The following is a 13,967-nucleotide window of genomic DNA, read 5'->3' as shown; positions in this document are numbered from 1 at the left end:
ATGGTGCGCTTCAGGACAGGAAGGTCACGATCAGCGTGATCCCCAGAACGATGGCAACCCATTGCACCATCGACCCTGTCGGCCAGTTCAAGGCGATGCGGCTCGCCGGCCCATGGGTGCGGTAAAGCCGCAGGATGATCCCGCGCAGCCATCGTTCCTGCGCCGAGGCGACCAGCGCCCAGACCGCACCCATCGTCGCCGACAGCGCGCCGACCACGCGCGGCAGCAGGCGGCGATAGACCCAGTCGGTGTCGAGGACGATCGAACGCTCGCTCTTCGGGTAGAGGCCCGCGCGCATCATGACGGCGAAGACCAATGCGGCGAAGGCCACCAGCTGCAGCTGCTGCACCACGTGGTAGGTGGTGTAGGACTTGTAGTCCACCGCATAGGGCAGCAGCGCGTAGAGCGCCTTGGGATAGACGCCGATGGCGACACAAAACGCCGCCGTCAGCCCCATGGCGAGCAGCATATGCGCCGGCGCCTCGTGCGGGCGCAGGCCACTGTCCGGGCCGAAGAAGGCGGCATAGGGAATGCGGATGGCCGTGTGCATCACCGCCGCCGCCGACCCGAAAAGAAGCACCGCCCAGGCGATGTAATGATGCTCGTGCTGCGCCGCCGAGAGGATCAGCGACTTGGTCACGAAGCCCGAGAACAGCGGCATGGCCGCGATCGAGGCACTCCCGACCAGGGCAAAGAGCGCGGTCAGCGGCATAGTGCGATAGAGGCCGCCAAGGTCCGATGCCTTCGCCGTGCCGGTGCGGAACAGCACTGCACCCACCGCCATCAGCAAAACCGCCTTGTAGAGCACGCTGGCAACCGCATGGCTCGCCGCGCCGTTCAGGGCAAGCTCGGTGCCGATGCCGATGCCGACTACCATGAAGCCCAGCTGGTTGTTCAGCGAATAGGCCAGCACTCGGCGCAGGTCGTTCTCGATCATGGCCTGGACCACGGTGATCAGCACCATCCCGACGCCGATCCAGATGAGGAGCTCGGTGCCGGCGAAACCGCGCGCCAGCGCGTAGATAGCAAGCTTGGTCGTGAAGGCCGAGAGAATCACCGTGCCGGTCACGGTGGCCACCGGATAGGCGTCCGCCAGCCAGTTGTTCAGCAGCGGGAAGCCGCATTTGATGCCGATGGCCAGGAAGATCAGCCAGGTCGCCGCGGAACCAAGCGTCATGTGCTCGAAGGCCAGAGACCCCGTCTCGCGCCAGTAGAGCGCCGCCCCGGCCAGCAGGATCACGCCCGAGGTCACCTGGATCAGCAGGTAGCGCAGGCCGGTGTGATAGGCCCCCTCGGTGCCGCGCGCCCAGATCAGGAAGACCGAGGCAATGGCCGTGCCTTCCCAGAAAAGGAACAGCGAGATGAGATCGCCCGCGAAGACGGCCCCAATGGCCGAACCCGCGTACAGCAGCGTCGCCGTCTGCTGCACCCGGTCGCGGACATGCCAGGCGTAGAGCAGCGACAGGAAGGCCGCGAGCGAGAAGATCAGCGCAAAGACGCTCGCCAGCTTGTCGTTGCGGATCAGCGTAAGATCCAACCCGGCCAGCGAGACCACGGCATGGTTGCCCTCGGGCAGCGTCCAGATCAGCCAGCCGCCGATGACCGGCACCAGCAGCGACAGCCCAGCGCGCAGCGCGGCATTGGGCAGCAACGGCAGCAGGACGGCACCCAGGAGATAGACCAGCACAGGCGGAAACACGTCAAACATCGGCCCGCTCCCGGTTCAACCCGTCCTCGGGATAGGCCTCGGTCTCGACGTCCTTCGGCGCGTAATAGCCTACGGGCCGCCGCAGGACGGCCTGCAGCACCCGCGCCACGATCACCAGCGCCAGGCAGGTGACAAGCGGGAAGATCGCGTAGAAGCCCGGCATCGACTCGACCGGCACATAGACGTGTTTCTCATAGGCGAAATCGGCCAGGAACAGCACCGCGCAGACCAGCGCCAGCCCGACGATCATGCGGCTGGCGCCCGGCCCCTGGTTCTCGGGGGCTTCCTTGCGGGCGTCGGTTTGGTCGTGCTCCATCTCGATCCCCTCAGTTGGCCGCAACGATGGGCGCGAGGAAGGCCTCGATCGCACCCGCGTAGAAGAACAGGACAAGGCAGCCAAACGCCGTCAGCGCCGGCGGCACCCAGACCAGCGGCCGCGCCTCGGCCCAGGTCTCGGGCTGGCCCTCGCCCTTGAGGAAGAAGCCCTTGGCGACGACCGGCAGCAGATAGGCGATGTTCAGCAGCGACGAGATCATGAAGACCGCGATCATCGCCATCTGCCCGGCATCGGCCGCGCCCAGGATCAGCAGCCACTTGCTCCAGCTGCCACCCAGCGGCGGCAGGCCAATGATCGACAGTGCGCCGACCAGGAAGGCGATGAACGTCACCGGCATCGCCCGGCCCAACCCCGTCATCTGGCTGATGTTCGTCTTGTGCGTCGCGACATAGATCGACCCCGCGCACATGAAGAGCGTGATCTTGCCCATCGCGTGCATCGCGATATGCATCCCCCCGCCCAGCACGCCCAGCTGCGTCGCCAGCGCCATGCCCAGCGTGATGTAGCTCAGCTGCGACACGGTCGAATAGGCCAGCCGCGCCTTCAGGTTGTCCTTGGTCATCGCCACGACCGAGGCGCAGATGATCGAGAAGGCCGCGAGCCACATCAGCCATTCCGAGGCGCCGGTCTCGGCCAGGAAATCGATCCCGAAGATGTAGACGCCGACCTTCAGCATGGTGAAGACACCCGCCTTCACCACCGCGACCGCGTGCAGCAGCGCTGAAACAGGCGTGGGGGCCACCATCGCAGCCGGCAGCCAGCGGTGGAACGGCATCAGCGCCGCCTTGCCGATCCCGAAGGCGTAGAGCGCCAGCAGGATGGCGACCAGCGGCCCCTCGACATGGCCTTCCAGGATGCCGCCCTTGGTGAAGTCCAGCGTGCCGGTCAGGGCAAAGGTCCAGATCACCGCGACCAGCTGCAGCCCGATCGAGGTGCCGATCAGGATGCCGAGATAGGTCCGCGCGCCCCGAACCGCCTCGGGCGTCTCCTTGTGGGCGACCAGCGGATAGGTCGACAGCGTCAGTGCCTCGTAGAACAGGAACAGCGTGAACATGTTCGAGGCGAAGGCGATACCCATCACGCTGGCGATGGCGAAGGAGAAACAGGCGAAGAAGCGGGCGTGGTGCTTCTCCTTGTTCCCGCGCATGTAGCCGATGCCGTAGAGATGGGTGATGATCCACAACCCGCTCGCGATGATCGCGAACATCAGGCCCAGCGGCTCGACGTTGAAGGCCAGGTCGAGGCCCGGCATCACCGTCCAGACCACCATCGGCGCGGTGGTGCCGTTGCCCTCGTTGAACAGCACCGTCAGCACGCAGCCGAAGGTGGCGATGGCGGCAACCAGCGTCATGCCGTCACGAAGGTTGTCCTGCCGGCGCAGCACCAGGTTGCCGACCGTCGCCAGGCCGGGGATCAGCATGCTCAGCAAGATGGCGGTATTCGTTTCCATGCCGCCCTCCTATTGCCCGGCTGTGCCGAGCAGACCGGCCGCCGCGCTTCGCGCCGCCGTCAACGTCGTATCAGTGTCGATCCCGAACCAGATGCAGGCGATGGCGGCGATCCAGATCGGAACCAGCATCGACATCGGCACTTCGGTCGCTGTGGAGTCAGACCGCGCCGGCTGCAGGTAGAGCACCTCGATCACCCGCCAGACATAGACGACGGCCAGCAGGCTCGACGCCACCACCAGGGTCGCGATCGGCCACCAGCCCTTCTCCAGCGCGCCCTGCACCAGCACCCACTTGCTGACGAAGCCCGCCGTGCCCGGCACCCCGATCAGGCTCAGCCCGCTGATGACAACTGCGGCAGAGGTCCAGGGCATCTTGCGGCCCATGCCGCAGATGTCGTTGTAGAAGGTGTCCTTGTTGCGCAGCACATAGGCGCCGACCGCCATGAACAGCGCCGCCTTGGTGATCCCGTGGTTGAACAGGTGCACGATGGCGGCGGTCAGGCCGGTTTCGGTCAGCAGGCAGATCCCGAGCAGCATGTAGCCGATCTGAGCGATACTGGAATAGGCCAGCATCCGCTTGAAGTCGCTCTGGAACACCGCGACGAAGCTGGCCGCGAACATGGCAAGCAGCGCGAAGGGCATGATCACGAATTGCAGCGTCAGCACTTCGAACTGGAAGGCCGGGCTGAACACGGTGAAGGTGAAGCGAAGCAGCACGTAGACCGCTACCTTCGTCGCCGTCGCGGCCAGGAAGGCCGAGATCGCCGAAGGCGCGAAGGTATAGGCATTGGGCAGCCAGAGGTGCATCGGGTAGAAGGCCAGCTTCAGCCCGACGCCCACCAGGATGAAGGCAAAGCCCGCCTCCACCGTCCGGTTGCCGCCCTGAGTGCCGATGCGGTCGGCCAGGTCCGCCATATTGAGCGTGCCGGTCGCCATGTAGAGGAAACCGATGCCGATCACGAAGAAGGTCGCGCCGATGGTCCCCATGATGAGATAGTCATAGGCCGCTGTCAGCGCCCGCTTGTCGCGCGCCGCGCCGCTGGCGATCAGCACGTAGGTCGACAGCGACGAGATCTCGAGGAAGACGAAGACGTTGAACGCGTCGCCAGTGATCGCCACACCCATCAAACCCGAGAAGCACAGCAGGTAGGCCGCGTAGAACAGCGTATGGTCGCGCGCTGCCACCTCGTCGGCCACGCTGGTCTTGGCGAAGGGCAGCACCACGACCGAGACCGCCGAGACCAGGAACAGCACGAAGGCATTCGCCGCGTCGATCCGGTATTCGATGCCCAGCGGCGGCTCCCAGCCACCGATGTGATAGGTGATGACTCCGCCGTCGATCACCTGCATCAGCAGCATCCAGGAAATCACCAGCGAGATCACGCTGGCCGCGAAGGCCACCGGCCAGGCCAACCGGCGGCTGCCCAGGAACACGATCAGCGGCGCGGCGAAGAACGGCACCAGGATCTGCAGCATCGGCAGGTGGTCGTGCAGCGTCATGGCCGTATGGGGCAGAACTTCGGTCGCCATCAGCGCCGCTCGCTCATGAGTTCGCTGTGCAGGCGGTATTCCTCGGCAGCCATGTCCCTCTCGATCTGGTAGATGCCTTCTTCTTCGATGGTGCCGAATTGCTCGCGGATGCGCACGATCAGCGCCAGGCCCAGCGAGGTGGTGGCGATGCCGACGACGATCGCGGTGAGGATCAGAACGTGCGGCAGCGGGTTGGAATAGACCACGTTGGGGTCGACATTCATGTCGGTCGGGAAGATCGGCGCAGTGCCGCCCGAAACCTTGCCCACCGAAATGTAGAGCATGAAGACCGCGGTCTGGAAGATGTTCAGCCCGACGATCTTCTTGACCAGGTTGCCCTTGGCCACGACGATGTAGAGCCCGGTCATCATCAGCACGATGAACAGCCAGTAGTTGACGTGGCCAAGGATGAAGGGGAGATCGAATTCGGCGGTCATCACCAGTCCTCGTCGCTGAGCATCGGAGTGCGCGCTGCGAAGGCATAATAGACCGCCACCATCACGCCGGTGACAGTGATGCCCACACCCAGTTCGACCGCCAGGATGCCCCAGTGCTGGCCATGCTCGGGGTGGGCTGGCGAGAAGGCGCCGTAATCCAGATAGGCATAGCCCAGGAACAGGCTCGCGAAACCGGTGCCGGCATAGATGATGACGCCCAGCGCCAGCAGCTTGTGCACCAGCCAGGGCGGCAGCACCTGCTGCACCGTCGCCAGCCCGAAGACCACGCCGTAGATGATGAAGGCCACCGCCATGATCACGCCGGCCTGGAAGCCGCCGCCGGGCGAATAGTCGCCGTGGAACTGCACGTAGAGCGCGAACAGCATGATCGGGCCGATCAGCAGCTTGGTAACGACGCGGAGGATGAGGTGATGGCGGATCATTCTTCTTCGCCCTTCTGGCGGCGACGCCGGCGCAGGCCGCTTATCAGCAGCAGCACGCCGATGCCGGCGGTAAAGACCACGCCGGTCTCGCCCAAGGTGTCAAACCCGCGATAGCTCGCGAGGATGGCGGTCACGACGTTCGGCACGCCGATCTCGTGCTGGCTGCGTTCGAGGTAGTCCGGCGCCACATGGGTCGTCGCCGGCGCGTTCGGGTCGCCAAAGCTCGGCATGTCGAGCGTGCCGTAGACCAGCGCCGCACCGGTGACGAGCACGACCAGCAGCGGGGTCAGCCCGGCCTTGGCCGAGGGCTGCTCCGACCGCGAGGTCAGCGCCAGCGTGCTCAGCATCAGAACGGTCGAGATCCCCGCTCCCACCGCGGCCTCGGTAAAGGCGACGTCAACAGCATCGAGCGTCACCAGCAGCAAGGCCGACAGCAGGCTGAAGACGCCGGCCAGCATGACCACGGCAAAGAGGCTGCGCAGTCTCACGATGGCCAGCGCGGTCGCCACCATCATCGAGAACAGCACGATGTCGATCAACATTTCCATCAGTTTTGCTTCTCGGGCGGGGGCGTTTGCGCACCGGTCAGTCCGGGGTGCTCCTTGGGCCGCAGGCCCGACACCAGCGCCGCGCTGGCGGCGGCATGGGTCGAGGTGGGTCCGGTGATGAAGAGGAAGATGCCGATGATGATCAGCTTGACTGTCACCAGCGTCCATCCCGCCTGCAACGCCATGCCGATCAGCAGCAGGATCATCCCGGCGCTGTCCGAGATCGAGGCCGCATGCAACCGCGCCCAGAAATCAGGGAAACGCAGGATCCCGAAGGCACCGACCACGGTGAAGAACGACCCGGACAGGATGAAGATCCAGCTCAGGATCTCGACGAGAAGCTCCATCAGACCTCTCCCTCGGCCTGGTCGCTCGGCCGCGGCTGGTCGCCGATGGCGCGGTAGCGGAAGAACTTGAGGATGGCGATCGTGCCCACGAAGTTGATCAGCGCGTAAAGCAGGCTGATGTCGAGGAAATCCGGCCGCCCGTTCAGGAAGCCGAGCACGCCGATGAACAGCACGGTGAAGGTGCCGAAAGTGTTCACGGCCAGCACCCGGTCATAGAGCGTCGGCCCGTTGAACAGCCGGACGAGAACCAGCAGCATGGCAATGAAGAGGGACAGGGCTGCTACGATGAACATCAGGCGGCCACCCTCTTCTCGATTGCGCTCACGCGGCGGTCCATGTCGGCAAGGCCGTCGTCATCCCCGTCGGAATAGGCCAGCGCATGGACCAGGAAGTGCCCCGGTTCGGTCTCGACCGTGATGGTCCCCGGCGTCAGCGTGATGGAATTTGCGAATATCGTCTGGCCGAGATCGCTTTCCTGCGTCAGCGGCACCACGAAAAGGTGCTGGCGGATCGGCATTGACGGCTTGAGGATGATCTTGGTCACCACCCAGTTCGACTTGGCGATCTCCTTGAGCAGCCAGATCAGGTATCCAAGCGACGCGAGCGGCTTGAGGCGCAGCTGAACGCGGTCACCGTCAATCGCGTCCATACGGCGCAGGACGAAGACCACCAGCAGGACCGAAGCCGCGCCGAACCCGAGGATCAGCGGCTTGTAGAGGCCAGACATCAGCAGCCACATGGCAGCAAGAATCAATGCCGTCCCGATGATGCGCAAAAGGTAATCCCCTGTCGTCCCGCCGCCGCTTGATCAGGCTTGATCTGCGCCGAACCGTGTTCGCGCGTAATGTAGGTATACGGGCCGGCCTTGTGAAGTAATACCCGTCCAAAAAAGTCGCGATTTCACACGAACTTGCGGAAGATGCGGGTCGCGTCGAAGATTTCCTCCAGCGTCTTCATGCGTTCTCGGGTCTGCTCCCAGGCCCGTTCCTGCACCGCGGCGATCAGCGTTTCCGACATCAATTGCATCGCAACCGTCGAATCCCAGGCCGAAGGCGCCTCGATCCGGCAGTTGAACGATGCCGTGGCATGGCGCGCGATCGGCGACTGCCACTGGTCCGTGAACAGCACGATCCTGGCCCCGCGCTGTGCCGCGATCTCGGCCAGTTTCAGCGTCGTGTTCTCGTAACGGCGCACGTCGAACAGGATGACCACGTCGCCAGCCTCGAGGTCGAGCAGGTCGTGCGGCCAGGCGTTGTTCGTGGTCCGGATCAACTGGACCCGGGGACGGATCACATGCAGGTGCATGTGCAGATACTCGGCCAGCGCATGGGTGATACGCCCGCCCGCGACAAAGACCGCCCGCGTCGAATCGGCAAGAAGCGCCGTCACCGCGTCGAACTCGGCGGGATCGGCATGGGCCAGCGTCTGGCGGATGTTCGACATCACCGCATCGGTGAAGCGGTTCAGGATATGCCCCTGCGGGGCCGCTTCCGACCAGCTCTCGTGCTTGGCGATCGGGTTCGAGATCTGCGCCTCAAGCTCGTCGCGCAGCGCCTCCTGGAACTCGGGAAAGCCGGAAAACCCCAATTTCTGCACCATCCGCGCCACCGTGGGCGACGAGACCCCCGCCTTCTCGGCCAGCCGCGTGATCGAGCCAAGCCCCGACATCGGGTAGTTCTCGAGAATCACATCCGCCAGCTGACGCTCGGCCCGGGTCAGCTGACCGCCCACCGCCTTGATGCGCTCTTGCGCCGTTTCCGCCAATTGTCTGCCCTTCCCGATGTCGGTTTTGTAATCATACTTTCAAAGCCGCCATCAAAGAAGAGAAACTTTCAGAATTGCGGTTGACAGCCACCATGCTGCTGAAGAAACCTGCCTTGGACGGGGGACCAATGACACAAAGCGCAGATTTCGACGCAGCCACGACCGAGGGACTTGCCGGTGCCGCGCCGGCCCTGCTCCTCTGTGAACATGCCTCGGCCGAGATTCCCGCGGAGTTCCGCGAACTTGGCCTGCCGCCCGAGACCCGCTTCAGCCATGCCGCCTGGGATCCGGGCGCGCTGACGCTCTCTCGGCACCTGTCTGCCGCGATGGGCGTGCCGCTGGTCTTCGGCGCGGTGTCGCGTCTGCTCTACGACTGCAACCGCCCGCCCGAGGCCCCGGATTCGGTGCCCGAGAAGAGCGAAATCCACGAGATCCCCGGCAATCGCGGCCTCTCGCCCGAGGCCCGTGCCGACCGGGCGAACCGCATCTACCACCCGTTCTGCGCGGCGGTCGACGCGGCGATGGAAGCCGCCCGTCCAGCGGCGCTCATCACCGTGCACTCCTTCACGCCGGTCTATTTCGGCAAGCACCGCCCGGTCGAGATCGGCGTCTTGCACGACACCGACACCCGCCTCGCCGACGCGCTGCTCGCCGAGCTCGAAGGCGCGCCCTACCGCATCGAGCGCAACCAGCCCTACGGCCCGGCCGACGGCGTCACCCATTCGCTCAAGCGTCACGCCATCGCGCGTGGCCTGCCCAACGTGATGCTCGAAGTGAGGAACGATCTCCTCGCCGACCCGGCGCGCGCCGCCGATGTGGCAGCGCTGCTCGCCCGCACCCTGCCCGCGGCGCTCGGACGGATGCCCGGCACCGCAGGAGCCGCGCCATGAACGGGGCCTTGCACGTCTTCGTCCACGTCACCGACCGGTTCAACCGCCGGGTCGGGCGTATCATGATGTACGGCATCTTCGTGATGATGGGCATCCTGCTTTGGTCCTCGATCTCGAAGACCTTCTTCCTGCCGTCTCTCTGGACGCTGGAGATGGCCCAATTCGCCATGGTCGCCTATTACATCCTCGGCGGCCCCTACTCGATCCAGATGGGATCGAACGTGCGGATGGACCTGCTCTACGGCGACTGGACCGAGACCCGGAAAGCCTGGTTCGACGCCATCACCGTCATGTTCCTGCTGTTCTACCTCGGCATCCTGCTCTGGGGCGGCATCGGCTCCACCGCCTATTCGCTGGGCCATTTCGGGACCGAGCCCTTCGCCTTCTTCGGCAATCTCATCAAGGGGTTCATCACCGGCGGCCTCGAGGGCGCCAACGAGGTACTCGGCCGGTTCGAGCGCAGCCCGACTGCCTGGCGCCCCTATCTCTGGCCGATCAAGGCCATTATGGTCTTTGGCCTCTTCCTGATGCTGATGCAGTCGCTGTCCGAGCTCGCCAAGGACATCCTGCGCATCCGGGGCGAAGATATTCCGCGCGAGGCGATCTGATGTCCTACGAACTGATCGCCCTTCTCATGTTCTCGACCATGATGCTGATGCTGATGACTGGCCAGCGCGTGTTCGGCGCCATCGGCTTCGTCGCGGTTGTCGCCGCGCTGCTGCTCTGGGGCGACCGGGGCGGCTACGACCTCGGCTTCTCGGCGGCGATGAAGCTGATGAAGTGGTATCCGCTGCTGACTCTGCCGATGTTCATCTTCATGGGCTACGTCCTGAGCGAATCCAAGATCGCCGACGACCTCTACAAGATGTTCCACGTCTGGATGGGCGGTGTGCATGGCGGCCTCGCCATCGGCACCATCGGCCTGATGGTGCTGATCTCGGCGATGAACGGCCTCTCGGTCGCCGGCATGGCCATCGGCGCCACCATCGCCCTGCCGGAACTGCTTAAACGTGGCTACGATAAAAGGATGGTCACGGGGGTGATCCAGGCCGGCTCATCCCTCGGCATCCTCGTGCCGCCCTCCGTCGTGCTCGTGCTTTATGCGATGATCGCGCGCCAGCCGGTCGGGCAGCTCTGGCTTGCGGGCGTTGTGCCTGGCCTGATGATGGCGGCGATGTTCATCATCTACATCTGGGCGCGCTGCAAGCTGAACCCAGACCTCGGCCCGGTCCTGTCGCGCGAGGAACGCGATATCCCGCTGTCGGAAAAGCTGGCCCTGCTGCGTGCCGGCATCCTGCCGCTGGTGATCTTCGCCACCATGATGATCCCCTTCGTCAACGGCTGGACCTCGCTGGTCGAAAGCTCGGCCATCGGCGCGCTGGCGGCCTTCCTCGCCGCCGTGGTCAAGGGCCGTATGACGCGCGAGGTCTTCGAGGTCTCGATCCGATCCACCCTCGGCATCTCCTGCATGTTCATGTGGATCATCCTCGCCGCCCTCGCCTTCGGCGCGGTCTTCGACGGGCTAGGCGCAGTCAAGGCGATCGAGAACCTGTTCACCGAACAGATGCACCTCAGCCCCTGGATGATACTCATCCTGATGCAACTCAGCTTCATCGTCATGGGCACCTTCCTCGACGACACCGCCATGCTGGTGATCGTGGCGCCGCTCTACGTGCCGCTGGTCGATGCGCTGGGCTTCGACCTGATCTGGTACGGCGTGCTCTACACCATCACCACCCAGATCGCCTACATGACGCCGCCCTTCGGCTACAACCTCTTCCTGATGCGCGCGATGGCCCCGCCCGAGATCGGCCTGCGCGATATCTATGCCTCGATCACCCCGTTCGTGATCGTCATGGGCCTGGCCCTGGCGGTGGTGATGATCTTCCCCGAGATCGCGCTCTGGCTGCCCGATCTCGTCTACAGCAAGTGAACCAACAAGAACCCGGTCAAGCGGGCATCCGAAAACCACAAGGAGAGAGAGAATGACCACAAGACGCAAGTTCATCGCCGGGGCCGCCGCCGCCCCCGCCGCGCTGGCCACGCCGGCGCTGGCGCAGTCCACGATCAAATGGCGCCTGCAGACCTATGCCGGCGCCGCCCTCGCCGAACATGTGGTGAAACCCGCCATCGACACCTTCAACAAGATCGCCGGCGACCGGATGCAGATCGAACTGTATTTCGCCGACCAGCTGGTGCCCACGGGCGAACTGTTCCAGGCCATGCAGCGCGGCACCATCGACGCCGTGCAGTCCGATGACGACTCGATGGCCTCGCCCACCGACGTCACCGTCTTCGGCGGCTACTTCCCCTTCGGCTCGCGCTACTCGCTCGACGTGCCGGTTCTGTTCAACCAGTACGGCCTGGATGCGATCTGGAAAGAGGAATACGCCAAGGTCGGCGTGCAGCACATCTCGGCCGGGTCCTGGGACCCCTGCCACTTTGCCACCAAGGACCCGATCAACTCGCTGAAGGACCTGGAAGGGAAGCGCGTCTTCACCTTCCCGACCGCCGGCCGTTTCCTCAGCCAGTTCGGCGTGGTTCCGGTGACGCTGCCCTGGGAAGACATCGAGGTCGCGGTGCAGACCGGCGAGCTTGACGGCATCGCATGGTCGGGCATCACCGAGGACTACACCGTCGGTTGGGCCGATGTGACCAACTATTTCCTGACGAACAACATTTCGGGCGCCTGGATCGGCCACTTCTTCGCGAACCAGGGCCGCTGGGACGAGCTGCCGGAAGACCTCAAGGAACTGCTCAAGGTCTGCATGGAACAGTCGCACTATTACCGCCAGTGGTGGTACTGGGGCGGCGAGGCGTCCTTGCGCGTCAACGGCGACAAGATGAAGCTGACCACGATCCCCGACGCCGAATGGCAGACGGTCGAGGATGCGGCCGTCAAGTTCTGGGATGAGATCGCGGCCGAAAGCCCGACCAAGGCCAAGATCGTCGAGATCTTCCGGAAGTACAATTCCGACATGAACAAGGCCGGTCGGCCCTACCGCTATACCTGATCGCCTTTCCAGCGACACGAAAAGGGCCCCGGAGATCCTCCGGGGCTCACCTGATCCAAGGAGACGACCATGCCCGGCAACATGACCTTCGACACCCTCAAGGCCGAGGTGGCGGCGGGCCGCATCGATACCGTCCTCGCCTGCCTTGTCGACATGCAGGGCCGGTTGATGGGCAAGCGCTTCACCGGCACGCATTTCGTGCAGAGCGCCTGGGAAGAGACCCATTGCTGCAACTACCTGCTGGCGACCGACCTCGAGATGGACACGCCTGACGGCTATGCCTCGACGTCCTGGGCCGCCGGCTATGGCGACTATGCCCTGCGCCCCGACCTCTCGACCCTGCGCCGCGTGCCCTGGCTCGAAGGCACCGCGATGGTGCTCTGCGACATCGTCGACCACCACGGCCACGGCGACATCCCGCATTCCCCCCGCGCCATCCTCAAGCGCCAGATCGCCCGCGCCGAGGCGCTCGGCCTGACGCCGATGATGGCGACCGAGCTGGAATTCTTCCTGTTCAAGGGCAGCTACGACCAGCTGCGCGAGGAAGGCTACCGCAACCTCAAGCCCTACGTGCCCTACAACCTCGACTACAACATCCTCGGCTCGACCAAGGACGAGCACATCATGCGCCCGATCCGCAACCATCTGGTTGCCGCCGGCGTCCCGGTCGAGAACTCCAAGGGCGAGGCCGAGGCCGGCCAGGAAGAACTGAACATCCGCTATGCCGAGGCGCTGGACTGCGCAGACAACCACTCGATCGCCAAGCAGGCGATCAAGGAAATCGCCTTCCAGCACGGCGCATCGGCGACCTTCCTGCCCAAGTGGCACCGCAGCCGTGTCGGCAGCGCGGCGCACATCCACCTGTCGCTCTGGAAGGACGGCACGCCCTTCTTCTACGAAAAGTCCGACGCGCACGGCATGTCGGCCGAGATGAAGTCCTTCTGCGCCGGCATGATCGCCTATGCCAGCGACGTCACCGCCTTCATGGCGCCCTATGTCAACAGCTACAAACGCTTCATGCGCGGCACCTTCGCGCCGACCCGCATCGCCTGGTCGGTCGACAACCGCACCGCCGGCTTCCGCCTCTGCGGCGAGGGCAGCAAGGCCGTGCGCATGGAATGCCGCATCCCCGGCTCGGACATGAACCCCTACCTGGCCCAGGCCGCCCTGCTGGCCGCCGGTCTCAAGGGGATGGAGGACAAACTCGAACTCGGCGCTCCGGTGACAGGCGAGGTATATACCGACGGCAAGCTGCCCGACATTCCGCGCACGCTGGAGGATGCGACCGAGGCTCTGCGCGGCTCGACCATGCTGCGCGAGGCGATGGGCGACGCCGTCGTCGACCACTACGTCCGCGCCGCCGAGGTCGAGGTCGAGGCTTTTGCCAATACCGTGACCGACTGGGAAATCGCGCGCGGATTCGAGAAGGCGTGATACCATGCCTTGAGCCGGGCCCGGCGCTGCCGGGCTGCGGCCACCTCGAACGCCACGCCCTTGTG

General features: G+C 64.7%; 16 protein-coding genes. 5 read left to right on the top strand and 11 right to left on the bottom strand.

Features of this window, described 5'->3' with window-relative positions; genetic code table 11:
- Positions 1-10: 10 nt before the first annotated feature.
- From IE266_RS15895 to IE266_RS15845, 11 genes are all read right to left on the bottom strand, one after another.
- Positions 11-1,708: a Na(+)/H(+) antiporter subunit D gene (locus tag IE266_RS15895; protein WP_189681086.1), complete on the bottom strand. Its 1,698-nt coding sequence runs from the start codon at positions 1,706-1,708 to the stop codon at positions 11-13.
- A complete protein-coding gene (locus IE266_RS15890) occupies positions 1,701-2,024 on the bottom strand; it encodes a hypothetical protein (RefSeq protein WP_189681085.1) in 324 nt (107 codons plus the stop codon). Before IE266_RS15890 ends, IE266_RS15895 begins: the two co-directional genes overlap by 8 nt.
- A 10-nt stretch (positions 2,025-2,034) precedes the next feature.
- Positions 2,035-3,495: a proton-conducting transporter transmembrane domain-containing protein gene (locus tag IE266_RS15885; RefSeq protein ID WP_189681084.1), complete on the bottom strand. Its 1,461-nt coding sequence runs from the start codon at positions 3,493-3,495 to the stop codon at positions 2,035-2,037.
- A gap of 9 nt (positions 3,496-3,504) precedes the next feature.
- Entirely contained in the window at positions 3,505-5,025 is a 1,521-nt protein-coding gene (locus tag IE266_RS15880; RefSeq protein ID WP_189681083.1) for a monovalent cation/H+ antiporter subunit D family protein, read from the bottom strand.
- Positions 5,025-5,462, bottom strand: coding sequence for a cation:proton antiporter subunit C (locus tag IE266_RS15875; RefSeq protein WP_189681082.1), 438 nt, complete (start codon positions 5,460-5,462; stop codon positions 5,025-5,027). Before IE266_RS15875 ends, IE266_RS15880 begins: the two co-directional genes overlap by 1 nt.
- The gene (locus tag IE266_RS15870; protein WP_229864174.1) at positions 5,462-5,905 is read right to left on the bottom strand and encodes a Na(+)/H(+) antiporter subunit B; all 444 of its coding nucleotides are present in this window, start codon (positions 5,903-5,905) and stop codon (positions 5,462-5,464) included. Before IE266_RS15870 ends, IE266_RS15875 begins: the two co-directional genes overlap by 1 nt.
- Positions 5,902-6,453, bottom strand: a complete 552-nt coding sequence (locus tag IE266_RS15865) for a DUF4040 domain-containing protein (RefSeq protein ID WP_189681081.1) — start codon at positions 6,451-6,453, stop codon at positions 5,902-5,904. Before IE266_RS15865 ends, IE266_RS15870 begins: the two co-directional genes overlap by 4 nt.
- Positions 6,453-6,800: a monovalent cation/H(+) antiporter subunit G gene (mnhG, locus tag IE266_RS15860; protein WP_189681080.1), complete on the bottom strand. Its 348-nt coding sequence runs from the start codon at positions 6,798-6,800 to the stop codon at positions 6,453-6,455. Before mnhG ends, IE266_RS15865 begins: the two co-directional genes overlap by 1 nt.
- Positions 6,800-7,093 (bottom strand): MrpF/PhaF family protein, encoded by a 294-nt coding sequence (locus IE266_RS15855; protein ID WP_189681079.1) that lies wholly within the window; start codon positions 7,091-7,093, stop codon positions 6,800-6,802. Before IE266_RS15855 ends, mnhG begins: the two co-directional genes overlap by 1 nt.
- The gene (locus tag IE266_RS15850; protein WP_268249758.1) at positions 7,093-7,554 is read right to left on the bottom strand and encodes a Na+/H+ antiporter subunit E; all 462 of its coding nucleotides are present in this window, start codon (positions 7,552-7,554) and stop codon (positions 7,093-7,095) included. Before IE266_RS15850 ends, IE266_RS15855 begins: the two co-directional genes overlap by 1 nt.
- Before the next feature lie 146 nt (positions 7,555-7,700).
- Positions 7,701-8,564: a MurR/RpiR family transcriptional regulator gene (locus tag IE266_RS15845; RefSeq protein WP_229864171.1), complete on the bottom strand. Its 864-nt coding sequence runs from the start codon at positions 8,562-8,564 to the stop codon at positions 7,701-7,703.
- Between the two features lie 128 nt (positions 8,565-8,692).
- Between IE266_RS15845 and IE266_RS15840 the strand changes: the two genes are divergently transcribed.
- The 5 genes from IE266_RS15840 (at position 8,693) to IE266_RS15820 (ending at position 13,902) form a co-directional block, all read left to right on the top strand.
- Entirely contained in the window at positions 8,693-9,454 is a 762-nt protein-coding gene (locus IE266_RS15840; protein ID WP_189681078.1) for an N-formylglutamate amidohydrolase, read from the top strand.
- Positions 9,451-10,062, top strand: coding sequence for a TRAP transporter small permease subunit (locus IE266_RS15835; RefSeq protein WP_189681077.1), 612 nt, complete (start codon positions 9,451-9,453; stop codon positions 10,060-10,062). Before IE266_RS15840 ends, IE266_RS15835 begins: the two co-directional genes overlap by 4 nt.
- A complete protein-coding gene (locus IE266_RS15830; protein ID WP_189681076.1) occupies positions 10,062-11,387 on the top strand; it encodes a TRAP transporter large permease in 1,326 nt (441 codons plus the stop codon). Before IE266_RS15835 ends, IE266_RS15830 begins: the two co-directional genes overlap by 1 nt.
- 52 nt (positions 11,388-11,439) lie before the next feature.
- Positions 11,440-12,468 (top strand): TRAP transporter substrate-binding protein, encoded by a 1,029-nt coding sequence (locus IE266_RS15825; protein WP_189681075.1) that lies wholly within the window; start codon positions 11,440-11,442, stop codon positions 12,466-12,468.
- 69 nt (positions 12,469-12,537) lie between these two features.
- Positions 12,538-13,902, top strand: coding sequence for a glutamine synthetase family protein (locus tag IE266_RS15820; RefSeq protein ID WP_189681074.1), 1,365 nt, complete (start codon positions 12,538-12,540; stop codon positions 13,900-13,902).
- Positions 13,903-13,967: the final 65 nt, after the last annotated feature.

The organism is Seohaeicola zhoushanensis (assembly GCF_014656415.1).
Taxonomy (GTDB): domain Bacteria; phylum Pseudomonadota; class Alphaproteobacteria; order Rhodobacterales; family Rhodobacteraceae; genus Seohaeicola_A; species Seohaeicola_A zhoushanensis.
Note: the sequence above shows the minus strand (reverse complement) of the source record. Positions and strands in the feature narration are given on the sequence as shown.